Here is a 24,183-nt window from a genome sequence, read left to right as displayed (position 1 = left end):
TGGTGCTTTATTCCGGCCGCAGACCCTTTTTGAATTTCTCGCCGAAACCGGAATTATTGGGGTCGTAGGTCCCGACGATGGTCGGGTCGTGCCCTCCCTCCGGAATGTTTTCTTCCCGCCCCATCGCCCAGGCCGCTCCGTTCAGCGCCAGTCGGCGCATGCTGGGGGATTTAAAATCGTAGGGGTGCCCGAGGGTGGTGAAAAAGACCCGGGCGGCCTTTCCGGACTCCCCGGTATACGTTTTTGTCCAGGCCACCGGGTTTGTGATCGGAAATTCATCCAGTCGACCTGCTTCCTCGTGGTTGGAGCGCAGGGAACGTCCCGTCAGCAGGGGGTCGCTGTCGCCGTACAGCTCCCACTCGCCTCCATCTACGTGGTACAACCAGCTGTAGGCATCCATGGGTTCCACCCCCCGCAGAATGGGATGGTCCCCTTTTTCTTCGATCAACGACACCGCCGTCAGGGGAGCATTACCGTCCTCAAAGTGCCCGTGGTGGGTGATCCATTGCTGGCCAAAGACCTTCGTGGGCCATTCATTGTTAAGGTGCTGCCGCAGGCTATCGTCTTTATAGAGAAAGGCGTGGGTCGAGGTGCGAAAACCCACCATGGGCTTACCACTTTCCGCAAAATCCAGGATGTGTTTTGCCTGATCGTCCGGCAGCGCCCGCCAGCGGGTGAACAGTACCATGAGGTCTGCCGAATCGAGGGCCGCCAGGCCGACGATGTTATCGTTTACGTTCGGATTGACGTAACCCGCAGAATCCAGCGCGTAGCAAACCTTCGTCCGCACCCCCAGTTCCCGTTCGAGCATCCTGGCCAGCATCGGCATCGATTCTTCGGAACGGTACTCCTCATCTCCGGTCACCAGCACGACGTAGGGTTGATCGTTTGGCGAGGCCGCAGGTGCCGCGTCGGTGGGTTCGGCCGTGCAGGCCGCCAGCAGCAGCCCGAGGGCTGCCAGCAGAAAATGGAAAAGGTGAAATGGATTGCGCATGCTTGGTGTATGAATGGAGTGAGTACGGGGAATGGGCTTACCGGCGGAAATGACCGAGGGGATCATCAGCGTTTACTGGGCGTTTCCACCAGGTCCTCCGCCCGGTAGAAGCCCTTATGGTCCTTGATCTTCTCCCGGATGGCCGCCACCTCTTCCGCCGATACGACCGATGCCCGGTTGCCGAATGCGTTACGGACGTAGGTCATTACGTCAGCAATTTCCTGATCGTTGAGCAGCTTCTCGTAGGGCGTCATGGGCACCTGCCCTGGGTACTCCCGGCCGTTCACCACCAGGGGACCGATTAATCCCTTCATGATGATTTTGGCGAGGATTTCCGGATCTCCCGTTACGTAGTCCACCCCCTTCAGCGGCGGGAAGCCCGAAGCGATGAGTCCCTTGCCATTTTTCTGGTGACAGGTCCCGCAGTATCCGTCCTGGTGGTAGATGTCCCAACCCCGGCTGAACTGCTCCAGGTCGGCTCCCTTGAGGTGATTCACGACGATCTCGGAGCCCTTGTTGCGGTCCAGTCCTTCTCCCGTCAGATGTTTGGGGGCGGCCTCCAGGATGGGGGTTAACCATTCGTCCGTTTCCCCGTTCTCGGCGGCACTGAGCACGAAGCGACCAGCGTCTTCGGCCAGCCAGGTGGCCGCCGTAATGGCGGCCATCCGCACGCGACCGTGATCGTCGCGGGCGGCCCGCTCCAGCAAGTTGGTCGCCTCCCCGACCCGGTGGAGGTTATAGCGCAGCGCCAGCACCGCGGCCGCCCGCACCCGGTAATCTTCCGCTTCCAGCAATTGCCGGAGCAGGTCTTCGTCAATCCGATCTAAGCCCCAGCTCACCCAGAGGGCTTCCAGTTGGAGCTGTTCGTAATTTTCGGCGGCGGCGTCCAGCCCCTGAAGCCAGGCGTCCAGGGCGCTGAGTACTTCTTCGGCATCCCGGCCGCGTAGCTCGCGGCGGGTCCGGTAGCGGGTTCGGTATTCGGGTTCTTTGAGGTTTTCGAGCAGGTCTTCGATGGGCGCACCGGCGACGGCCGGTGCCTGCACCAGCGGGCGGGAAGGATACGTCACCCGGTACACCCGTCCGTGTACGTGGTCCCGCAGGGGATCCCGGGCGTTGTGTTGCATGTGCCCGATCAGTACGTTGTGCCAGTCAATGAAGTACAGGCTTCCGTCGGGAGCAAACTCCATATCGACGGGGCGAAAATTGGGGTCGTCGCTCCAGAAGAGGTCCTGCCGGTGTTTGGTGTCGTATCCGGTTCCGTCGTCCATCACCTGGTGCTGCTTCATGCCCAGAAAGCCGATGGTGTTGTTGATGAGCATATCGCCCTGCACCTCGTCGGGGAAGTGACGGCTGTGAATGAATTCCAGGCCGGAGGTTGGCCGCACCCGGTGGGCCTCCTCGATCAGGTTTTTGGTCATCGGTGCCACGGCACCGTAGCGGTTGCGCAGGGTACTCGGCAGCATCCAGCGCACCGGCGGGCCACTGGTCTCGGCAAAAAATGGCTGCCCCCAATTGTCGAAGGCAATTCCCCAGGGGTTGGGAATCGAAATCTGGGCGGTCCGCTCCAGGTGGCGGCGCTGGGGCTGAAAGCGGTAGAATCCGCCGTTGGTGGCCCGGACCGTGCCGTAGGCCGTCTCCACGTTGGTGTGCAGGAAAATCCCCTCGCCCATGTAAATGGCCCCGGAAGGATCGGTGCAGAACGCCGAGGTCGTATGGTGGGTATCGTGATCGTCAAATCCACTCAGGATGATCTCCTCCCGATCGGCCCGGTCGTCTCCGTCGGTATCGGTGTACAACTTTAAATGGGTGCCCTGAGAGACGTAGACGCCTTCGGGAGCCAGTTCGAAGCCCACGGGCACGTGCAGACCGTCCACAAAGATGGTTTGCTTGTCGGCCTTACCGTCGCCGTCGGTATCTTCCAGGATCAGCAGTTTGTCGTTGGGTTTGCTGTCTCCCGGACGGTAGTGCGGATAGGTTGGCATTACGGCCACCCACAGGCGGCCCTGATTATCAAAGCTCATCTGGCAGGGGTTCGCCAGGTCGGGAAACTCCCGTTCGGAGGCAAATAATTCTACCTGATAGCCGGGAGCGACGTATATCCGCGATTCGGCTTCCTCCCCGTACAGGTAGCGGGGTTCCGTGCCGTCGGCGGATTGGTAGTTGGTTTCCACCGGGGGAAGGTCCCGGGTATTGGCGTCCGCCGCCGCCAGGTCGTAGGCCTCGCCGGACAGGGCCGCCCAGATGGCCGTGTCCCGGTTCAGGGTCATCTGCCGGATCTTCTCTATCTCCATCGGGTAGTTGTCCGGCCCGAAGGGATCGTGGCGGCGGCCGTAGACGTGGACGCCGTTGGGGATTTTGTAATCGTTGTGCCAAAACCAGTTCTTGTCGAGCACCAAACCCCTGACATCGTCCCGTTTACCGTCCGCACCCGATCGTCCGCCAAACAACTCATCGGCCAGCACTTCGGCCAGGTCTCCGTAGGCCTCTTCGGTCAACTGATGCCCGTCGGTGGTATAATCTTCCCAGCTGGCCGTAGCGGCCAGCAGGTCCACGAAGGGCACCCCCATACTGTCGGCAACCTCCCGCATTGCCTCGGTGTAGCGCTGGAGGTTTTCGTTTTCGAGGGTTCCGTCCGGAAGTCCCTCCGCGGATCGATCTTCAAAGGTTACCGGAGACACCAGCGCGATCTGGGGTTCTCCCTCTCCGCTGTATTCCTGAATGGAAGTATGCTCCAGAAACGCCCGGAGTTCCTTCCGGAAATTGGGTAATCCTTCCGGTCCGTCAAAGGATTCGCTGTAGCCAAAAAAGGCCAGTACGATGTCCGCCTCCAGGGTCGTCAGCCATTCATCGGGTAAGGGGTAAAAGCCCCGGCTGTCGGAATCCCGGGCCAGCTCCGTCTGGTAACGTTCGGCTCCCGGAAAAGCCCAGGGCTGTGGTCGGGACGAGTGGGGGCGGAATCCCGGAGTGTTCCCCCCGTCACACATATTGCGCACAAAAAGCTGATGCTCCGGAAAGCGTAACTGCAATTCCGTCTCAAAGTGCCCGAACTCCTGCATCCGGCTACAGAGATTATTGCCCACCAGCACGATGTGATCATTGGCCTCAACCGTAAGGGCCGGCGCCGGTTTTTCACACCGTAAGAGCAACACGGTCAGGAGTATCAGGAGGAATGGGCGCATAGTCAACGGTTCAATTGAATGGGAAATATAGACAATTTCGGAGGCGTCAAATTCGTCGAGTTGGCCCCTGAATTCGTCTAAGGGACTCGTTGGGAATTATACTCCATCCTTATTATAGACGAACAAACTGAAATCAAACCCAAACATGGAACGCCTACTAAGCGCCAAACACTGGCAACTATTCGTCCTTACCTACCTGCCTCCCTTCTTACTGTACGCCATTTTTGCCGCCCTGATTTTCGGCAATATTGATAACATCGACGGGGCGTCCTTTGCGGTCGGCATGACGGCCTTCCTCCCGGTTTTCTTCCTGGTCATTCTAGTCGTCACGGCCATTCTCTACGGCTGGTACTATATGGTTGGCACCCGCCTCCAACGGAAAATACCCACCGAGTATCGCCTCGACACCAAATACTTCAAGGTCGCCTTTTTCTATCCCCTGGTGTACGTATTCCTGTTCGTGATCGGAATGTTTGCCCTGGCCGGCTTCGGTATGTCGGGCGGAGAAGCAGTCATCAGTCCGGACGCAGAACCCGAATTTCCGATGGCCTTCCTCATGATTATCCCCTTGCACCTGATGGCCATCGCCAGCATGCTTTACTGCATGTACTTCATCGCCAAAACGATCGTCACCGCCGAGCGACGGGAGCCCGTCCGGGGAAGTGATTTTGTCGGCGAATTTTTCCTCATCTGGTTCTGGCCCATCGGTATCTGGTTTCTGCAGCCCCGCATCAACGCCATCTGGGCCCGCGAGTCTGGGGCTGGGAACATCGAAGATCACTTTGTGTAGTGGCAATCTAAGTGAAGACGCAAGATTTTGTGCCACAAATTGTGGAGACACAAGATCTTGCGTCTCTACCGGCAACAAGGCACCTGCGCCCCGTCGCCCATTGACCTGTGTCCTTACTCGGGAATCACCCCCGGTGCGGCTTCCTTAAATTCCTTCAGCAATCTTCTGCTGACCAGGAAACGCATCTTCCGGCCGAAGCTTCCCACGCCGTTGAGCTCCAGGGTGCCAACCTTGAAAAACAGGAAGTTGCTTTCGTGCAGGGCTTCCACGTCCCGTTCCCAATCGTAAAAGGCCGTCCGGAAATAGTTGCTGACGTAGACCTTTTGGCCGTCGGTTTCCACCCGCTTGAGGGGCCACAGTAGAATCCAGAAACTAACTACTCCCACCACCAACGTAAAGAGGGTGGCCCAGCGCAGGCTCTCCAGCGGAACGCCCCCGAAATAGTGCTCCGGCGCGAACCAGGTTACCAGGGTTATTCCCAGCATGATGGTAGTCCAGAAAGCGGGAAGAAAAATCTTCAGAAACAGGGTAGCATTGGAACTGAGTCGGTACACGGCATGCAGCTTGGTGAAGGGGAAGCGGGTGAACGTCCGGAGCCGCAAAGGTACTTCCCTTTCTACGGCTTTTGGTCCTCCCTCCGTCAGAAGAAATGTGTCCTTACTAGCGGGTAAAGTTTCGGGCGAAGACCGTCTCGTTGCCCCTTCCATCGCTTAGCCTAAGCTCAAAGCGATGGGTTCCCGGACCGATTTCATCCTCCGAAAAGGTATGCGTGAGTCGATCATTTTTCAGGTCGTATTCCATCAGCACCCACTTACCGTCTACGGTAGCCCGGTAATTCAGCCTGCCGCCCGCCACGTTGTCTTCAATGAGTAGACTGAATCCGTCCGCCCGCCGCAGGTCGGTGGGAAAATACCGGATGGCAACGCTTGGCGGCACGGTGTCCAGGTACATCGCATAATCGCCAAAGCTGCTGATGCGGGTTTCCATGAAGCCGTCGTCCCGCCATTTTCCGCCGCTGCTCACCCAACTGCCGTCCGACTGACAACGGCCGATGAACACGTGTTCCCGCAGGCTGTCCGGTACGGTACGGGCGGGCAAGATGGCCAGGCGGGCACGACCGTGCAGGGGGGTGAGAGGATCGTGTAGCTGATGGACGGCGCTGAAGTAACCGTCCGACGCTTCCGGGAGCCGGGCATAACGGAAATAGACGTCCCGGTACAGGGCATCTTCCCGTAGTTCCAGTTCCAGATCATTCCGTTTGATCAGGCTGGTTTCCTGACCGGGCAGGTAGTATTCGTGCGGGCGGCCGGGGGCGTCGCCTTCGTCCGGCCGGTAAAGGAATACGGCCCGGAGCGGAGAAACGTTACCGGCATAATCCCGGACCGCCACCGTAACCGGGAGCGGCCGGTTGGGCAGCAGGCGCAGGGTACCGTCAAAACCCGGTGGACTCTCTTCGTGCACAAACATGGCCCGGGGTGTAAGGGCCCACAGCCGGTGATACCAACTGGTATTTTCTTTCCATTCCCGGTAGTCCGTCAGGGCGTTCAGGTATTCGGTTTTGGCGTAGGGAATCCGGTCCAGCGCAAAGGCATGAACCAGGGTGGTGTCGGCCACGACCCGTACGGCGTAGATACCGTTCCAGTTGGGCATGGCGTTCTGCCGGTCGTAGGCCTTGATGCCCAGTCCGATCCGGCCAGACCGGACGACTACGGTATCGGCCAGCCGATAGCCCTCCGGGGCGGATTGCGGGCTTACCGTCTGGGCCCGCAATTCATTACCGCGGCCGTCGAGCTCGTATACCCGAAGCTGGCGAAGTTGCGGTGACCGGGTATCGGGGATGTCGAAGCCCAGCATCATTGGATTGAGGGGTACATCACCTTCGGCTTCCCGGATTTCAAAGTGCAGGTGGGGGCCAAAGCTGTAGCCCCGGTTCCCCACTCCGCCGATGGGCTCTCCTCTTTTTACGGGAAAGGCCGTGGAGTCAAGACGCACATTTACGCTGAAGGTTTCGCGTTCGTACTGCACCTTCCTCACCGTATCGAGTAAGTCTTCGCGCAGGCTTTCCAGGTGGGCGTACACACTGCGACGCCCGTCGGGATGGTCGACGTAGATGGCCTGGCCGTACCCTCCGCGGGTGACGGAAATTCGGCTTACGTAGCCATCGGCGACGGAATGGACCGGGGTGTTGATGGAGGCCCGAAAGTCCAGGCCAGCGTGGAAATGATCACTGCGTAACTCACCGAAAGTGCCGGTAATTTTCAGCGCCCCCTTCAGGGGAGCATCGTACTGGAGGGGTTGCCCGGACAGGAAAGTGAGGGCACCGATGATCAGTAGGTAAGAAAGAAAAAAGCGAAGTAACGGGGAAGGCAAGCGGGATAATTTGGGGTAGCGACAAGATAAGTACTCCCGGCTCAATTGGTCCAGGCCCCATACCGAAAACTTACGTTAGCTGAGCATTGCTTCCCGGGCAGCCTTCATGGGAATACCAATGCAGCGTTTCTCCATGTAGGTCATCATCCGTTCCACGAGATCGCGGGCTTCGGGGTCAAGTTTGTGCAGCTCCTTGGCAAAAATCTGGTTCACGGCGGTGTGCCGTACACTTTTGATTTGCTCGGGCAGGTGAGACATGGCGCGTTCCAGCAGTCGCTGGCGGTAGTTCACCTCAATCTCTTCCAGGTGTTGGTGTAACACGGCATGGGCACGCTTGACTTCCTCCCGGCGGAAGGCCATATTCTCTTCGGCCAGGGCCCGGAGTTGCTCAATGCCGATGTAGTGAAAAGGATAATGTCCCACCGTAGATTCGGCCACGTCGTGGGGAACGCCGAGGTCGATGACGACCTTACTGTTTGCGTCCTCTCCGGCCAGGAGCCAGTGGAACAATTCCGGCGTCAGGATGGGCTCCGCGGAGCCGGTACAAACGATGAGCACGTCAAAACCGGCTTCGTAGTTTTCCAGATTGTGGAGGGCCAGGGCACGGCCGTCTTCAAAACCCTTTACCAGTTGCTCGGCACGTTCTTTGGTCCGGTTGAATACGGTCAGATTGGTGTGCCCCTGCTTCTTGAGGAACTTGGTGACCAGCAGGTTGGTCTGTCCGGCGCCAATCATCAGGATGCGGGCATCCTGGGCGGGACGGTGCTTACGCAGTTGCTGCATGGCCAGCGAAACCACCGAAACGGATTTTTCGCCAATCTTGGTGTTGTTGTAAACGTCCTTGGCGGCCAGTACCGTACGGTCCAGCACGATGCGCAGGTCGTCACCGATCAGGCCCCAGCCCCAACAGCGGTCGTAGGCCTCCCGGATTTGACCGAGGATTTGCCGCTCTCCCACCACCAGCGAGTCAATGGAAGCACCTACTTCAAACAGGTGGTAAATGGCGTGCATTCCCTGGAGGTGCTGCAGTTCCGCCAGTGCCCCGGCGGGGCCATTACCGTTCAGCAATTGCTGACGGAAGGTGTGGTCCACTTCCAGGTCCGTAGTAAACAGCAACATGATGCGGTTACAGGTAGCCAGGTACAGGATCTCCTGAACGAGTCCCTGGTTCCGTAGGCTACCAAGACGTTCCTCCAGCTTGCCATCGCCTTCAAAGGCAGATACAATCTCTCCGATAGCCTTGAGCTTGGCGTGACGATGCGTGAGGGTTAGAATGTGGACGTGCTGTAACATAAAGGTGGTAAAAGCGTACCGCAAAGGTAAACGGTGGGGCGAGTAAGTTCTGTCATATAGCTGTATAAAGCCCCTTAGAATTAATCTAAATTACTCGCCCATCAGCCGTGATTCGCCGGAAAACCAGTGCCCCCTGCCATCCAGTTGTCACCGGATGATCAAAATCATTTTCCAGCATGAATTACCGCACTGGTTCCGGCAGCGATTTCCGGACCGAGGATGAAGGATAAATTACCCACTGCTTACGTCAGGTCGGGTTCTCCACAATGGCCCCGAAGTACCAGCAATAGAAGAGCAACAGCGCTAAACCTTCCCAGCGGGTAATCTTCCGGTTGTTGCTCATGACGCCCAGGAGAATGGTCATCACGATCATCAGTGGCAGGTAGGTGGAGATGACGTCTTCGGGGATTTCCAGTGGCCCGAAAAACCGGGGGATGGCCATGACCACGAAGGTGTTGAAGATATTGGACCCCAGGGCATTGCCCACGGCAATGGAGGCCTTACCCCGCCTGGCCGCAGCCAGGCTAACGGCAACCTCGGGTAAACTCGTACCGATGGCCACCGCCGATAGGGCGATGACGGTAGGCGCCACGTTCAGCATTGCGCTGATCTTGATGATGGCGTCGATGATGTAGGTCGCCGAAAAGCTGACCAGTCCTCCGGCAAAAACCAGCAGGAGGTAATCCTTCCAGCTCGCCCGCGGTCGGTCTTCCTTATCCGGTCGCTCCTGGTCTTTAAGGCTGTAACCCAGGAAAATGGCGATCCCCCCCAGGAAAATCACGGCCTCGAAGATGGTCACCTTACCGTCAAACACGGCGAAGTACAGCAGGAAGGCACTCGCCCACAAAAAGGGAATGTCGATGTGCCAGAGGTTGTACTCGAGGTCAATGTTCTTTACTACTACCGCCGTGAGCCCCAGGACCAGCGCAATGTTGGTGATGTTGGACCCCACCACGTTACCCACGACGATTCCGGAGGTCCCCTTCAGGACGGCACTGATGCTGGTGGCCAGTTCCGGGAGGCTGGTACCGAAGGCCACAATGGTGACCCCGATGATGAAGGGAGAAATTCCTAACGACAGTCCGATGCGTTCGGCGGCTTCCACAAAACGATCACTTGCCCACAGCAGGGCAACAATGCCGACGACAAAAATCCCGATCTGAATGAATAACTCCATAAGGTCAAATATCCGCTGGATGGGCGGGGCGCAAAGGTAGATAATAATTCCTCACGGCTACTGTTTCCCGTAGGCAGACAACAAAAGGTCAACGTACATTTTGCGGGCTGCGCTAATCTCCTCCACGAAAATGAACTCATCCGCCGTATGGCTCCGGGCGCTGTCGCCCGGACCTAACTTCAGGGTGGGAAACGGCATTAGTGCCTGGTCGCTCAGGGTGGGTGAACCGTAGCAACTGGCCTTCGGACGGACTTCCATGCCCGCGGTCACCAATGGATGATCTTCGGGGATGCTGCTGGATTGCAGCCGCAGGCTGCGGGGCGTCAGGGTGGCGTGCCGGCACACGGACTGCAACTCGGCTACCGCCTCGGCGTTGGTGTAGGCTTCGTTGACCCTCAGGTCCACCACGAACTGGCAGCGGTCGGGCACCACGTTGTGTTGGGTCCCCGAGTGGATTACCGTCACGGCAGCGGAAGTAGGCCCCAAAAGGGAACTGGGGCGCGTGAAGACGTGGTCCCGGATGGCCAAGATGTCCTCCGTCGCCAGATAGAGGGCATTGACGCCTTCCTTTCTGGCCGCATGCCCGCTCTTTCCCCGCGTTTCTCCGTCGATGACCACCAGACCGCGTTCGGCGATCGCCAGGTCCAGTAAGGTCGGTTCACCAACGATGGCCGCATCAATGTGTCCCAGCTCCGGAAGGAGGGAAGCGATGCCGTTAGGCCCACTGATTTCTTCTTCGGCCGTAGCTGCCACAATGAGGTTACAGTCCAGATCGGGATGGCTTTCCAGCTCCACGAAGGTGCTGATCAGGGAAACCAATGCTCCGCCAGCATCGTTGCTCCCCAACCCATACAGCTTGCCGTCTTCTACGGCCGGCGTGAAGGGATCTCGCGTGTACCCGGCGGCAGGTTTTACGGTGTCGTGGTGGCTGTTCAGCAAAATCACCGGGCGTCCCTCCCGCCAGTTGCGGGCCCGCAACCAGACGTTGTGGCCGCTGCGGTTCGGGGCCAGGCCCCGCTGGTGGAAAAATCCCTCCAGTAGATCCGCCGTTTGGTTTTCTTCGCGGCTCAGGGACGGCGTGGCGATCAGGCGGGAGAGGAGGTCAAGGTAAATTTCGTCGGCAAGCATTACTCTTTGGTCAGTTCGATGAAGCCCTGGATCTTCTCGTTGGGCACCGTTACGCTCAGGGTGTAGTGGGCGATTTCCCAGCCTTTATTGTCCGCCCGACGGCGGAGCACCGCCGTGCCCCGGCAGGCCCCCATCCAGGTATCGAGCAGCTCATCCCAGTAGGCCGTCTGGGCATTTTCGTCATAAAAGATATGGCGCTCCGTGGCCTCGAAGGCCCAGGCTTTTCCCCTGGCGAAGTAAGGTGCCGCAAAGGCCAGGAACTCCTCTTTGGTCCAGTGCTCTCCGGCGTCGGTACCGATGTATACGGCATCTTCCGCCATGGCGTCGAAAAAGGTGGTGCTGTCGGCTTCGGCGGCCGCCCGGTGCCAGGCATCGGCGAAGGCGTCGATGGCCGCGCGGGGAGTTTCCGTTGCCACCGGCTCACAGGGAGAATCCTTGCGGGTGTCGGTGATGTGCAAAATGCGCCACTGGCCCTCCGGGCCATCTTTGACCAGCTGGAAGGCGTTGGTTCCACAGTGGTGCACGGCTTGATTGTAAACGAATACGTAGGGTGTCCAGGCCGTGGCTAAATGACCATCGACGCGGAGTTCGGTGTAGTGCAACTGCTCGTCCAGGGCACCTGCGCTTGCGCCCGCAATTCCCTGCATCCACCGGGCGATACTTCCCGTAGATACCGCCGTACTGCCGTCGGGTCGGGTCACCACCGAATGCAGCGTCGCCTCGGGATGGAAGTAGACGGACATGCCGGTGGTATCCGCCGCCCGCATGTGGTCAAAGATGGCCTTGATGGTAGATTCGGGTCCCTGCTGCGCGAACAGTACGGGAGCACAGAAAAGGAGCAGGGCGAAAAGAGGAAAGCGCATGTTGGATACGTTATGTTTTTGCGGAGCACCAAAGATCGTACTTTTACGCCGCCCAAACCACCACCGCTTATGACCGCGAGTTTACCACCAATTCAATTTGACCAATCCGGACTTGACGACGAACAACTGATTACCCTTTACGACCAGTTGTTACTGCCCCGAATGATTGAGGAAAAGATGCTCAAGCAGTTGCGGCAGGGAGTCATCAGCAAGTGGTTTTCCGGCATCGGCCAGGAGGCGATTGGCGTCGGTTGCGCCGCCGCCCTGCACCCCGATGAATTCCTGTTCACGATGCACCGGAACCTCGGGGTATTCACCACCCGTGAAGTCCCCCTGGAACGACTCTTCGCCCAGTGGCAGGGTAAACCCGGCGGGTTTACGCAGGGCCGCGACCGTAGCTTCCACTTTGGCAGCATGGAACACAAGATCGTAGGCATGATCTCTCACCTGGGGCCCCAGCTGGCCCTGGCCGCCGGCGTAGCCCTGCGGCACAAACTGATGGGTGAGCAAAAGGTCAGCCTGGCCTTCACCGGAGACGGAGGCACCAGCGAAGGGGACTTCCACGAAGCCCTGAACGTGGCCGCCGTATGGCAGTTACCGGTCATTTTCGTGGTCGAAAACAACGGCTACGGGCTCTCTACGCCCGTGCGCGAGCAGTACCGCTGCGAACAACTATCGGACCGGGGAGTGGGCTACGGGATGCGCTCCCTGACCATTGATGGCAACAATGTGCTGGAGGTTTTCGAAACCGTGAGCACCCTGGCCCGGGAACTCCGGGAAAACCCCGAACCGGTACTCCTGGAATGCAACACCTTCCGGGTGCGCGGGCACGAAGAAGCCAGCGGGGTGAAGTACGTCCCCAAGGAGCTGATTGCCACCTGGAAGGCCCGGGACCCCCTGGAGAATTACGGCGACTTTCTGGAAAGCAAGGGACTGTTAAGTGCGGCGGACCGCAAGAAAAAAGAAGCCGCGGCGAAGAAAAAAATTGAAGAAGGACTACGGCTGGCCGCCGAAATGCCCCCCGTGGTCGCCTCCGAGGAAAAGGAACTGCGGGACGTCTTTGCGCCCGCGGACATCCCGGTGGAAACCGCTCCCACGGCCACCGAGGAGATCCGCTTCATCGACGCCATCACCCTGGCCCTGCGGCAGGGGATGCAACGACACGACGACCTGGTGCTGATGGGCCAGGACATTGCGGACTACGGCGGCGTCTTTAAGATCACCGATGGCTTTTTGAAAGAATTTGGCGCAGGCCGCGTCCGGAATACGCCCCTTTGCGAAAGTGCCATCGTGGGGGCCGGACTGGGGCTGTCTCTTGCGGGCGGCAAGGCGATGGTGGAGATGCAGTTTGGCGACTTCGTCACCTGCGGATTCAACCAGATCGTCAACAATCTGGCCAAACTGCACTACCGTTGGGCGCAGCACGCCGACGTGACGGTGCGCCTGCCCGTGGGCGGTGGCGTGGGGGCCGGTCCCTACCACAGTCAGACGATGGAGGCCTGGTTTACTTCCGTTCCGGGCCTTAAGATCGTGTACCCCAGCACCCCCGAGGATGCGCACGGCCTGCTCCTGACGGCCCTGGACGACCACAACCCCGTACTCTACTTTGAACACAAGGCCCTCTACCGGTCCCTGAGTGGTCCGGTGCCAACGGATTACCGCCTCCTGCCCATCGGTAAGGCCCGGGTGGCCCGCCCCGGCAACGAGCTTAGCGTGATCACCTACGGTATGGGCGTCCACTGGGCCACCGAGGTAGCCGAAGCCGAAGGCTGGGACGTCGAAGTGCTCGACCTGCGCAGCCTGGCGCCCCTGGACTACGATGCCATCCGGGAAACCGTTCGCAAAACCAATCGCGTTCTGGTGCTGCACGAGGCCAGTCTGACCGGGGGCTTTGGCGGGGAGCTGGCCGCCTGGATCGGAGAACACTGCTTCGAAGACCTGGACGCTCCGGTACGACGGCTCGCTTCCCTGGACACTCCCGTCCCCTTCGCGGCCAGCCTGGAAGAACAATACTTGCCCAAAGAGCGCCTCCCTTCCGTGATGCAAGCCCTGCTGGAATACTAAAAATTCCCCTCCGGGAAATCTACCGAACGGAAAAGTGAACTGGCCCTTACCTTTGCGGCCCAAAATTTGTCCCCGATGAAATTGAGTGAAATTATTGCCGTAACCGGATTGCCGGGTCTCTACCAAGTAGTGACGGAACGCAAGGGAGGCCTCATCGTAGAAAACCTTGGTGACGGTAAGCGGCGCTTTGCCCCTCACCGCAAGCACCAGTTTGCTCCCCTGGAAAGCATGGCCATGTACACCGATGACGGAGAAGCCGAGCCACTGGGTAAATTGTTCCAGCGGATGGACGAACAGGCGGAGGACAATCCCGCCCCGGCGGCCAATGCCTCCAAGGACGTACTCTTTGAATACCTGGCGGACGTACTGCCCAATTACGATCAGGAACAGGTGCACGCCAGCGACGTCAAGCGGCTGCTGAAGTGGTATCATTTCGTGCGGGAGCATGACCTGCTCAGCGGCGCCGAAGAGGAGTAATCAATAAATATGGTTGGCGCGATTCCCTGGGAATCGCAGCCGTTTTTTAGATTTCCCAGCAGAGACAAGGCATGCCTTGTCTCTGCTGTCCCTGCACGACATGTCCCTGCATGCCTTATCCCTACTGGTTAGTTGACGGACAGCTGACGCAAGTTATTGATGTTGCGCCTAGTCGAACCGAAACAATTGCCACCGATCGATGGTCCGCACCAGTTGCTCGGCCAGCTTCGGGTTATCGTTAAACTTGAGTTCCTGCAGCCCCGCCGCCCAGCGGCGGTAGTCGGTCTCGCCGAATTGCCGCATCCGGGCAAAATCTCCCTGGGTAATGTAGAGGCTATGGTCCCGGAAACTCGTCCAGGCCGTCTCGTAGCGCCGGAAGCACTGGTTGTGGGCGCGCGCGCGGGTGCCGGGCCAATCCGTGGTGCAGGGCAAATGGAAGTAGTTGACGTAGTCCGTGGCGACACCGGACGTTCCGGCCTGACTTTGCAGCAGGGCATTCGCCAGGATCACGCTCGCCGGAATGCCGAACTTTCCCTGCTCGGCCTGGGCAACGTTGCTGAACCGGCGGATAAAGGCCTCGATCTGCTGTTCATCCGTCCGGGTCAGTAACTCGTAGGGGTCAAGCTCATCCTTCGTGCCGAAGACGTTCAGGCGATCCAGTAAGCTGCCGCCCGATGCCTCGGGGGACGCGTCGGTCAAAACCGAGGGCTCCTCGTTGAGCGAGGCCGGGGCCATTTTCTCAGGTACGGGGCCCGAATCCGGGCTGCCCAGGCGGACGTTAAAGTTCACCTGCTTTTTAGTCAGGAGGATCAGGGCACACCCCACAATCAATAAGCGCAGCCAGTGGCGCAGGGCAAAGCCCAGCAGCTGATGTAGTACAGTAGTCATTTTTGCAACCTTGCGGGATGGCAAACCACCCCCATTCAACCAATCACCAGGTTGTTCTGAGTGTACCTCGGCCGGGTTAGCCCCCGGCCATTCATTAAGTCCGAAAAGTGGGGCGTAAGGCCCGCTGGGTTGTGACTTATCCGATCGTACCAGAAATCATGATCAGGCAGAAGGATTACACAAATCGCCCGTCACAAAGATAGGGCTACCGACAAATAAAAACAAAATGTTTGTTTTAAATTTTATCACCAACATTTTACTTCGGCAGCGTTGTCCGCTTCACCCGCTGGGTTGCCGGGTCCAGGCCCCAGGCTTCCCCCTTCGCGGCGCGCAGGAACCGGAGGTTGCGCATTGCGGGGGAAAGGGTCCGGGCCTCCACCTGCCGCTGGCCGGAGGTCCAGGCCCAGGCCTCCGTGCCCCGCTGACCAAACAATACGGGAGCTTGCCACCGCCAATCTTCCACTTCCGGCAGGGAGACCCAACCGGTGAAACGGCCGTAGTTGGTAAAAACGGCCAACCGCTGGTCTTCCCTGAAGTGGAGCACCACCCGGTCGCGGTCTACGTACAGGTGGTCCGGAGGCATTCGGAGATCGATCTCTAACCGCAGGTCGTTCGATTCCTGTCGCGGTCGGCCCGTTTCGTCGATGAGCTTCAGTTTGTAATCCCAGCTATCGAAGACCCAGATTAAATTGTCGGCACTTCGGGCCAGGAGGGTCGGTTGCAGGATATCCGGTAAACTGAACAGGTCCAGTCGGCTCCGTTCACTGAGGGTCCGGTCCAGGACCACCACTTCTCCGTAATCGGGATAAAACAACAGAATGGAGAAGGGATTGGTGACGTCCACCACTTCCGGTGCCCCCAGGGAACTGTCGTAAAAATCAAATTCGTTTTGCCCCAGGAGGTTGTCCGTCACCAGCCGGTCATCCGTTCTCAGGTAGTAAATCTTCCCCACCGGATCGACGTAAAAATCCACGATGTCGGGTTGACTCCTTGCGGAGACACCGAACAAAAGGCCCAGGCTCAGGGCCAGTAACCGGGGAATCATAGCTAGCATACGCTGATACACTCCGATGAGTTGTTTTAACGGGACGGGACTCGCCCGCTACCGGGGCAATTTCCGCTTTGGTAAAGATATAACCGGGGAAGGCCACAGAATATTTAGGTTAAAGGCGACCTTTATGCTTTGACCCTACCCTTTCCCATGCGATTGATCCTCGTTCTGTTTTTCCTGATTTCTTTTCTCGGTACCGCCAACGGCCAGGACTCCACCACCGTAATCAACCGGCTTCAGTTCGGCTTCGGGGGCGGACAACTTGCGCACCAGGTTGACTTCACGCCCGCGGCAACCGTTGAGCCGCTGGAGGGCATCACCCTGGGGGTGAACCTACGGTACTTTGACAACAAACTGGTCGGCTTCCAGGCCGAATTAAATTTCGTACAGGCCGGTTGGCGGGAAGATCTCGGTGAGGGCTTCTCCAGCCGCTACGAACGCAAAACCCAGTATTTGGAAGTAGCCATGTTTACGCAATTCAGTTTTGGCAACGGCATGATCCAGCCCATGCTACAGGCCGGCCCCTACCTGTCGTTCCCCCTGAGCGAGCAGGAGCAGTTGCCCGCAGAGCTCGACCCGTCCGTACTACCGGAAAATTCTTACTACGGACTCTCCCTTCCCTTCCGCCCAAACTACGGCCTCCTTGCCGGCCTTGGCCTTAACCTCGAGCTAAAGCGCCTTACCCTCCAGATTCAGGGCCGCTACCTGCTTGGATTTAACGACCTCATCAAAACGGGCACGACGGTGGCGGCCATCAGCCGCCGGCAGGGGTACGGCGGACATGCCGCCTTCTTATTTGACTTTTAATGTCAAATGAAGACAACTGCTACTCTTTTTTGCCTCCCTTCTGCCCTCCGTTCCTACCTTTAAAACAGATTAGACACCATTTTAATGCGTTTAATCACTTTAATGCTTATCTACCCGTTTACACTAAGCATATCCGCCGTACTTTCGCGGCAGATTTAGCATAATAAGGTCTACGAGCAAGTACATTTGAACAACACATTATTCTGAAATGCCCCTTCCTCTATCCCTCGGAAGGGGCATTCGTTTTACTATTAATCACGAAACAAGCCCGACATCCATCCTGGGATGCCGGGCTTTTTAATTCATCAGAGAACCTCACGAAGCCGTCGCCGCGGCTTCTTCGTCCTTGGGCAGCCCCTGGACACCATTGACGGTAGTGTACTTAAAGCTGAGTTTCTTATCCGGGTAGATGTAGCTGAAGGCCGACTGTACGGCAATGGTGCCTTCGTGGAAGCCACACAGGATGAGCTTCAGTTTACCGGCGTAGGTATTGATGTCGCCGATGGCGTAAATGCCCGGCACTCCCGTGCCGTAGTCGCGGGTATCCACCTTGATGGCGTTCTTTTCGATTTGCAGTCCCCAGTCGGCAATGGGTCCCAGCTTGGGAGCCAGGCCAAACAGCGGAATAAATTCGTCTACCGAGACGGACTCTTCCTCCCCGCTCTTGTGCTTGATGGCCACGGATTGCAGGTGATCGGCTCCCGCCAGGCCAACGGCCTGGGCGTTGGTGATCAGGTTGATTCTTCCGGATTGCGCGAGCTCCATGACTTTCTCCACGCTGTCCAGCGCACCCCGGAAGGAGTCCCGGCGGTGCACCAGGGTCACCTCACTGGCCACGTCGGCCAGGAAGATCGTCCAGTCCAGGGCGGAGTCTCCCCCACCGGCCAGCAGTACCCGCCGGTTGCGGTAGACTTCGGGGTCCCGAATGACGTAGGCCACACCCTTGTCTTCAAAATCCGTGATGTTGGGGATGGGGGGCTTGCGGGGTTCGAAACAGCCGAGGCCGCCGGCAATCATGATGACCGGAGCCCGGTGAACGGTGCCCTTGCTCGTCGTCACCTGATACATTTTCTCGCCCACCTTTTCGATGTGCTCCGCGCGCTCTCCCAGCGTAAAGCCGGGGTTGAAGGGGGCGATCTGCTCCATCAGGTTGTCCACGAGTTCACCCGCCAGCACGCTGGGGTAACCGGGAATGTCGTAGATGGGTTTCTTGGGATAAATCTCCGTTAGCTGTCCGCCCGGTTGGCCGAGGCTGTCGATGAGGTGACAACGTAACTTTAATAGCCCGGCCTCAAAAACCGTGAACAGGCCTACGGGGCCCGCTCCAATGATGAGAATATCGGTTTGAATCATATCAGTGGAAATATAAAGCGGAAAAATAGAGAACAGTACTCGGGGTTAAAATGATCAACATCATTTGGGGCCACTCCGGTCGGAGAATTAGCTCAACCCTGCCGGAAAACGACAATTATTTTACGTGAAGGCCACATTCATCTCTGTCCTTACCCGCCCAGCGGCCGGCGCGGCCCTGTCCGGGGCGGGTACAGTGGTGGCAACCAATCGAACCGTAGCCCTGGGCTTCCAGGGGGTGGCGGGGCAGTTTATCTTTCTCCAGCAGGTAGAGAAACTCACCTTCCGTGATGTCAATGAGGGGGTGAAAATGGATGAGCCCGTCCACTTCCTCGAAGATTTCCATGGCCGCCCGGTTCATCGTCTGGTAGCTGTGGACTCCGGACATCCATACGGTATGCTCCGCCTTGACGGCCTTGAGGGGCATAACCTTATTGTAGTGACAGCAACGGCCGGGCTGGCTGTCCCACATCTGCGACTCTTCGGTCAGTCGGTGACGCTCCGAATCCGGGTGAATTTCTACGACTTCCAGTCCCGTTAACTCCTGGAGGGTGTCCTTGTACGCGAGGGTTTCCGGGAAGTGATAGCCGGTGTTCAGCATGTGCACTTTCTGCCGCAAATTGGCGCGGCTGACCAGGGTCAGCATCACCACGGACTTGGTGCCGAAGCTGGAGGTGAAGAGCACCTCTTCTACGGGGAAGTATTCGTAAAGTTTGCGGATGCGGTCTTCGAAATCCATTGAAGCGAAGGTCTCGTTCAGGGCTTCAATGTCAATGGTGACGGCGTTTCTTCGTTGCGTAAAACTCATTCAACAGTATTTTCAACCGGAGCGGCATCTTCTTTTGGTGCCAACTCGGATGCAGCATCTGGGCGCTGACGCGCAGGTGCAAAGTTAGATGGTGGTGCCGGCTTTGGCGAACTAAGCAAACCACTCGTTACTGCATTCAGTTCGCGGACCTTGGTGGCAAAATCCCCCGTTAACCGATCCCTGAAGACCTTAAGATTGGTGATCAACTGACTGGTTTCTGCTTCGGGGAGCTCGGCCTCCAGCCACTGCCGGAAGCGCTTGGCGAAGGTCGGTGATTGTCCGTTGGTGCTGATGGCCACCTTCAGGGGGCCGCGCGTCACGATGCTGCCCAGGTAAAAGTCACACAGGGAAGGCGTATCGGCGACGTTCGTCAGCCGACGGGCCGCTTTGGCGGCCCGCCACACCCGGTGGTTGACCTCCCGGAAGTTGGTGGCGGCCACCACCAGGTCCGCCTGATCGACGTCCGCGTCCCGAAACTCCCGATCGTACCAAGTGACGTGACCACCGGCGGTGGTCCGCCAGTGCCCCCGGGGAGTTTCCGCGCCGTCGGTCACGGCCTCCGGGCTATTCCCGGCATCCTGCGCGGCGTCGCCCAAAGTATCAGCTTCGGCCCGGTATTGATCCAGTAATCGCTTTAGGTCCTCGCCCATCCACGGGGCCACGATGGTCACCCGGGCGTTGGGGCTGCTCTTGAGGATGAAGCTCAGCTTTTCTTCGCCGACTTCCCCGGCTCCCACCACCAGCATCTGCAGGCGATCGAGGCGAAAGAAAGCCGGATAGAGGGGGTTGTTCATCAGGCAGCAGATTTTACGGCGGCGGAAACCGCGTGAATGAAGTCGCGGTGCTGGCGCACCGTTTCTCCGAGAATAATGATGCCCGGCCCCCGGTCTTTTTCCGTCATCACCCGCTCGGCGATGTCGTTGACGCGACCCACCCAGACCCGTTCGTTCGGGCGACTGCCGTTCTGAATGACCATCGCGGGCAGGTTACCTTTCCCCTCCGCGTCATAGAGCGCACAGATCTGATCGAGTCTACCCAGCCCCATCAGGATGACCACCGTGGCGTTCGACCGGGCCGCCAGAAACAGGTCCTGGCTCAATCCGCCCTCGCGGGTATGGGCCGTCACGACCCAGAAACTATCCGCGTAGCCCCGGCTGGTGACCGCCACGCCCTGGAGTCCGGCCAGGCTGATGCAGCTGCTGATGCCCGGCACCACGGCAACGGGAAGATCAAAGCTGGCGGCATAATCCTGCTCTTCCTTTCCCCGTCCGAAAACGAAGGGGTCGCCGCCCTTCAAGCGGACCACATGGCCGTGTTCGAGGGCCAGCTTAACGATCAATTCGTTGATTTGCTCCTGCTTTTTGTAGTGGCAGCCGGCCCGCTTGCCCACGAAGATGCACTGACAATGGTCGGAGGTTTCTTCGAGTAGTTCCCGGGATACGAGGGCGTCGTAGAGGACCACGTCGGCCGACCGTAGGGCCCGCAGGCCCCGGCGGGTAATGAGGTCCGGATCCCCCGGACCGGCCCCCACCAGGGTGAGGGCCGCCCGTGGGTGGCGGGTATTAAGGGAATTTCTGGAGGGAAAAGACATGGCGGATGGTTGCTTGGGGTAATTGGGAAGTGCTTAGGCTTTGTAGTATTCGCCGACGACAACTTTGTCCAGTTGCTGCTCCCGGGTTTTGATGGCCCTGGACACGAAGGCCCGGGCGTCTTCCAGATAAGTCCGCATAAACTCCGGCTGGGGATCCTGCTTCTTCAGCCGCAGCACCCGCTGGGCGAAGGGACTGAACTCCGGGAAGCGGTCGCCGAAGTGTTCTTCGAAATCGGTGAGGATTTTGATGTGGGTGTTACACTTATGGTCTTCGGCCAGCAGCAGCGCCTTGGCCGCCGTGATCATGGCCGAGTAGGCGTGGTAACCGGCATCGGCCCAGGCCTCGGCCTTCAGGGAAGTACCCGCCGCAATGACCTTATTACTGGCGTCGTTGAGGATGGCCCCGATCACGTCCAGGCTCACGCCCGCGCATTCTCCGACCCCGATTTCCTGAAGGTACTCGTGGTCCTGTCCCCAGTCATAAAATTCTTCGTCGGTGATCGTTTTCGCGTCGCCGAGGTCCTTCAGCAAGCTGTAGAAATAACGCTTGCCGAGTCGGGCGACGTAATCGTTGTAGTACTCCCCTTCGGTGGCGTTGGTTTCGTAGTCGGCGAACAGGCGTCGTACGGCCGCCGGTACCCGGCGGGTGGGCACCTTGATGACTTTCTCGGCAATGAAGCCGCGGCCATCCGGGGCGATGCCGCCGCCCACGACGATCTGCATCGCGGGAGCGATGCGCTCCCCCACCCGGATGGAGGAACCGTGGAAGCCGACGTTGGCGGCCATGTGCTGCCCGCAGGCGTTCATGCAGCCACTGATCTTGATGCGCACTTTGCGCTCAGTTACCATGTAGGGGAACTCGTCCTGCACCAGGGTTTCCAGGCGGGCGGCCAGTCCGGTAGAGTTCGTCACGCCGAGCGCGCAGGTATCCGTACCGGGGCAGGCGGTGATGTCGGCCGTAGTATCGTAGCCCGGCAACCCCAGGTTGAGGGCGTACAGGGCGTTGAAGAGGTGAGGCAAGGCGGTGGGGGGCACGTAGCGCAGGATCATTCCCTGCTGAACGGTCAGGCGTACGTCCTCACTGGCGTATTCCTTGATCACGCCGGCCAGCAAACGGGTTTGCTCCGCCTCGAGGTTACCGAGGGGGACGCGGATGGCCACGGCCCGGTAACCGCCCTGCTTCTGTTCGAGCACGTTGGTGGCCAGCCAGCGGTCGTAGAGGGCGGGATTAAGGGGTGCTACTGCGGGAAAGTTGTCCGCCGGCACCCGCCCCAGGCGGGGCACAAACTCTTCGTCGATGACGTATTCTTTGTGGGCGATGGCGGGCCACTCCTCCTCCACGAGTTCCATGAAGCGCTCGAAGCCCAGGTCCTTGATGAGGAACTTCATCCGGGCCTTCATCCGCTTTTCACGCTCCCCGTAGCGATCAAACACCCGGATGGCGGCCTCCATGAAGGGAATGATGAGGTGGGCGGGAAGAAATTCGTAGGCGGTTTTGGCCACCATGGATACGGCCCCGAGGCCGCCACCCACGACCACCTTGAATCCCTTTTCACCGTCCTTGATACGGGGGATAAATCCGAAATCATGGAAGTAGGTAAAGGCGCTGTCCTTTTCCGAGGAAGAAAAGGCGGGTTTAATCTTTCGCCCCATCTCCTGGCAAATCGGGTTGCGGAGGAAATAATCGAAGGCGGCGTACACGTAGGGGCTAACATCAAAGGGCTCTTCGGGGTCAACGCCCGCCAGCGGACTGGCCGTCAGGTTGCGTACCGTGTTTCCGCAGGCTTCGCGGGCGGTCATGCCCGCTTCGCTGAGCTCCCGCCAGATGGCCGGACTGTCGTTGAGCTTTACGTAGTGCAGCTGGATGTTCTGTCGGGTGGTGATGTGCAGACGACCATTGGTGTAGCGCTCGGAAATATCCGCCAGGGCGATTAACTGATCCGGCGTGATGTACCCGAAGGGTATTTTCGTCCGAAACATGTGTACCCCCAACTGCCGCTGTCCGTAGACCCCACGGGTAAGCCGGTAATGCTTGAAACGGTCCTCATCCTCCTGACCACGTTGGTAGGCGTAGATGCGTCGCGTCAGTTCTTCAATGTCCGCCCGATCGGGGGCGTTCAAATGATTCAGGGAGGGTACTTCCGTCGTTTTCATATGCCGAATCTACCCGTGGGCAGCCGTTCCGGTCGAATCGAAATATGAAAGAACAAACATATAAACCAACAATATTCAAGACCAACTATCTAATTATAAGTCAACTACGAATTGACAAAAAAATTATTCTTTCAAACATTAACAAATAAATATTTTTATAAATTGAAATTTCATCTCCTTCACCCGAGCTCCGGAAGTCAGACCTCCGGACCGAAGCAATCTGGTGGAAATTCGGGGATTCTTTCGTAAATCTCCCCCAAAATCAATAAACAATTCCTCCCGAAGCGCGGAGGGCGCAACGGATAATTCTACTGAATAGATAATTAAAAACCACTTTTTCCGTCGTTGGACCCCAAAAAACCAAATCCTGTATGGCAAAAATGGCGTTAAGGGGGCGTTAAAGGCGGGGTCAAGACATTTTTTTCTTGTGTATGTGGAAAACGTATACTTATCTTTGGTGCATCCCAAGAACATTACGGGTAATCTCATCCCTTCATTAAAAGCGACATTCTATACAGCAACGTCTACACTAACTAAGGCCGGAATTGAACGGCCATCCTTCGGGAATAATCCCAAACTGCTTTTTAATTACGTTAGTCATGGACGTTAAGTCGCTGAATGATCAGCAATTGATCAACCTATACTTGGAAGGAAAGGATCAGGCATTCGAGGAGCTCCTCGGTCGCCACCAACAGAAGATCTACACCTCCATCTACCTCTTCACCAAGGACCACAGTCAGGCCGAAGACATCTTCCAGGAGGTCTTCATCAAAATCATTGACACCCTGCGCCGTGGCAAATACAACCACGAAGGCAAGTTCCTGCAGTGGGCGATGCGCATCAGCTACAACATGTGCGTAGACTCCTTCCGCCGCAACAAGCGCCGCCCCAAGGTTGGCCAGACGGAAACCTTCAACATTTTCGACGTACTGCAGAGCTCCGAGCGTAACGCCGAGCAGGGCATGATTCGCAGCCAGACGCACGACAAGGTGCGCAAGCTCGTTGATGCGCTTCCACCCGAGCAGCGCGAAGTGGTTATTCTGCGCCACTACGCCGACATGAGCTTCAAGGAAATCGCCAAGCTGACGCGGGTATCCATCAATACGGCCCTGGGCCGGATGCGCTACGCCCTGATCAACATGCGCAAAATGATTGACGAGAAGCAGATCGCACTCCAGTAGTAACCCATTGGTGGTTGC

At 58.2% G+C, this 24,183-nt stretch carries 20 protein-coding genes; 5 read left to right on the top strand and 15 right to left on the bottom strand.

Features of this window, described 5'->3' with window-relative positions:
* Positions 1–7: 7 nt before the first annotated feature.
* Positions 8–994 carry a ThuA domain-containing protein gene (locus E1J53_RS19710; protein ID WP_134273980.1) on the bottom strand — a complete coding sequence of 329 codons (987 nt, stop codon included), beginning with the start codon at positions 992–994 and terminating at the stop codon, positions 8–10.
* A 65-nt stretch (positions 995–1,059) separates the two neighbouring features.
* A complete protein-coding gene (locus E1J53_RS19705; RefSeq protein ID WP_134273982.1) occupies positions 1,060–4,173 on the bottom strand; it encodes a PVC-type heme-binding CxxCH protein in 3,114 nt (1,037 codons plus the stop codon).
* Positions 4,174–4,318: 145 nt separating this feature from the next.
* Here E1J53_RS19705 and E1J53_RS19700 point away from each other — a divergent pair, with 145 nt between their 5' ends.
* Entirely contained in the window at positions 4,319–4,963 is a 645-nt protein-coding gene (locus tag E1J53_RS19700; RefSeq protein WP_134273984.1) for a hypothetical protein, read from the top strand.
* Between the two features lie 113 nt (positions 4,964–5,076).
* Here the strand turns inward: E1J53_RS19700 and E1J53_RS19695 are convergent, their stop codons facing one another.
* The 6 genes from E1J53_RS19695 to E1J53_RS19670 form a co-directional block, all read right to left on the bottom strand.
* Positions 5,077–5,565 carry a hypothetical protein gene (locus tag E1J53_RS19695; protein WP_134273986.1) on the bottom strand — a complete coding sequence of 163 codons (489 nt, stop codon included), beginning with the start codon at positions 5,563–5,565 and terminating at the stop codon, positions 5,077–5,079.
* A gap of 58 nt (positions 5,566–5,623) precedes the next feature.
* Entirely contained in the window at positions 5,624–7,333 is a 1,710-nt protein-coding gene (locus E1J53_RS19690) for a M23 family metallopeptidase (protein WP_134273988.1), read from the bottom strand.
* 75 nt (positions 7,334–7,408) lie between these two features.
* Entirely contained in the window at positions 7,409–8,626 is a 1,218-nt protein-coding gene (gene hemA, locus E1J53_RS19685) for a glutamyl-tRNA reductase (protein WP_134273990.1), read from the bottom strand.
* Positions 8,627–8,873: 247 nt separating this feature from the next.
* Positions 8,874–9,803, bottom strand: a complete 930-nt coding sequence (locus E1J53_RS19680; RefSeq protein ID WP_134273992.1) for a calcium/sodium antiporter — start codon at positions 9,801–9,803, stop codon at positions 8,874–8,876.
* A 57-nt stretch (positions 9,804–9,860) separates the two neighbouring features.
* A complete protein-coding gene (locus E1J53_RS19675; protein WP_154640251.1) occupies positions 9,861–10,931 on the bottom strand; it encodes a M20 family metallo-hydrolase in 1,071 nt (356 codons plus the stop codon).
* Complete coding sequence (locus E1J53_RS19670) at positions 10,931–11,794, bottom strand: nuclear transport factor 2 family protein (RefSeq protein ID WP_134273994.1); 864 nt, start codon at positions 11,792–11,794, stop codon at positions 10,931–10,933. Before E1J53_RS19670 ends, E1J53_RS19675 begins: the two co-directional genes overlap by 1 nt.
* A 69-nt stretch (positions 11,795–11,863) precedes the next feature.
* Between E1J53_RS19670 and E1J53_RS19665 the strand changes: the two genes are divergently transcribed.
* Together E1J53_RS19665 and E1J53_RS19660 are read left to right on the top strand one after the other, a co-directional pair.
* Positions 11,864–13,858, top strand: a complete 1,995-nt coding sequence (locus E1J53_RS19665; protein WP_134273996.1) for a thiamine pyrophosphate-dependent enzyme — start codon at positions 11,864–11,866, stop codon at positions 13,856–13,858.
* Between the two features lie 75 nt (positions 13,859–13,933).
* Positions 13,934–14,335: a DUF5606 domain-containing protein gene (locus E1J53_RS19660; RefSeq protein ID WP_134273998.1), complete on the top strand. Its 402-nt coding sequence runs from the start codon at positions 13,934–13,936 to the stop codon at positions 14,333–14,335.
* 168 nt (positions 14,336–14,503) lie between these two features.
* On the opposite strand, the gene E1J53_RS19655 is transcribed toward E1J53_RS19660, so the two are convergent.
* Together E1J53_RS19655 and E1J53_RS19650 are read right to left on the bottom strand one after the other, a co-directional pair.
* The gene (locus tag E1J53_RS19655) at positions 14,504–15,223 is read right to left on the bottom strand and encodes a glucosaminidase domain-containing protein (protein ID WP_134274000.1); all 720 of its coding nucleotides are present in this window, start codon (positions 15,221–15,223) and stop codon (positions 14,504–14,506) included.
* A 256-nt stretch (positions 15,224–15,479) separates the two neighbouring features.
* Entirely contained in the window at positions 15,480–16,277 is a 798-nt protein-coding gene (locus E1J53_RS19650; protein WP_134274002.1) for a hypothetical protein, read from the bottom strand.
* Positions 16,278–16,424: 147 nt separating this feature from the next.
* Between E1J53_RS19650 and E1J53_RS19645 the strand changes: the two genes are divergently transcribed.
* Complete coding sequence (locus E1J53_RS19645; protein WP_134274004.1) at positions 16,425–17,081, top strand: porin family protein; 657 nt, start codon at positions 16,425–16,427, stop codon at positions 17,079–17,081.
* 315 nt (positions 17,082–17,396) lie between these two features.
* On the opposite strand, the gene E1J53_RS19640 is transcribed toward E1J53_RS19645, so the two are convergent.
* From E1J53_RS19640 to E1J53_RS19620, 5 genes are all read right to left on the bottom strand, one after another.
* Positions 17,397–18,434: an NAD(P)/FAD-dependent oxidoreductase gene (locus tag E1J53_RS19640; protein ID WP_134274006.1), complete on the bottom strand. Its 1,038-nt coding sequence runs from the start codon at positions 18,432–18,434 to the stop codon at positions 17,397–17,399.
* 115 nt (positions 18,435–18,549) lie between these two features.
* Positions 18,550–19,239 carry a phosphoadenylyl-sulfate reductase gene (locus E1J53_RS19635; protein ID WP_134274008.1) on the bottom strand — a complete coding sequence of 230 codons (690 nt, stop codon included), beginning with the start codon at positions 19,237–19,239 and terminating at the stop codon, positions 18,550–18,552.
* A complete protein-coding gene (locus tag E1J53_RS19630) occupies positions 19,236–20,033 on the bottom strand; it encodes a bifunctional precorrin-2 dehydrogenase/sirohydrochlorin ferrochelatase (RefSeq protein WP_134274010.1) in 798 nt (265 codons plus the stop codon). The genes E1J53_RS19635 and E1J53_RS19630 overlap by 4 nt, the downstream gene beginning before the upstream one ends.
* On the bottom strand, positions 20,033–20,830 hold the full coding sequence (gene cobA / locus E1J53_RS19625) for a uroporphyrinogen-III C-methyltransferase (RefSeq protein WP_134274012.1): 798 nt from the start codon (positions 20,828–20,830) through the stop codon (positions 20,033–20,035). Before cobA ends, E1J53_RS19630 begins: the two co-directional genes overlap by 1 nt.
* Positions 20,831–20,863: 33 nt before the next feature.
* A complete protein-coding gene (locus E1J53_RS19620) occupies positions 20,864–22,984 on the bottom strand; it encodes a nitrite/sulfite reductase (RefSeq protein ID WP_134274014.1) in 2,121 nt (706 codons plus the stop codon).
* A 599-nt stretch (positions 22,985–23,583) separates the two neighbouring features.
* Here E1J53_RS19620 and E1J53_RS19615 point away from each other — a divergent pair.
* On the top strand, positions 23,584–24,165 hold the full coding sequence (locus tag E1J53_RS19615; protein ID WP_134274016.1) for an RNA polymerase sigma factor: 582 nt from the start codon (positions 23,584–23,586) through the stop codon (positions 24,163–24,165).
* The last annotated feature ends 18 nt before the right edge of the window (positions 24,166–24,183 follow it).

Origin of the sequence: Lewinella sp. W8, from assembly GCF_004375085.3 — a bacterium.
Lineage (GTDB): Bacteria > Bacteroidota > Bacteroidia > Chitinophagales > Saprospiraceae > Neolewinella.
Note: the sequence above shows the minus strand (reverse complement) of the source record. Positions and strands in the feature narration are given on the sequence as shown.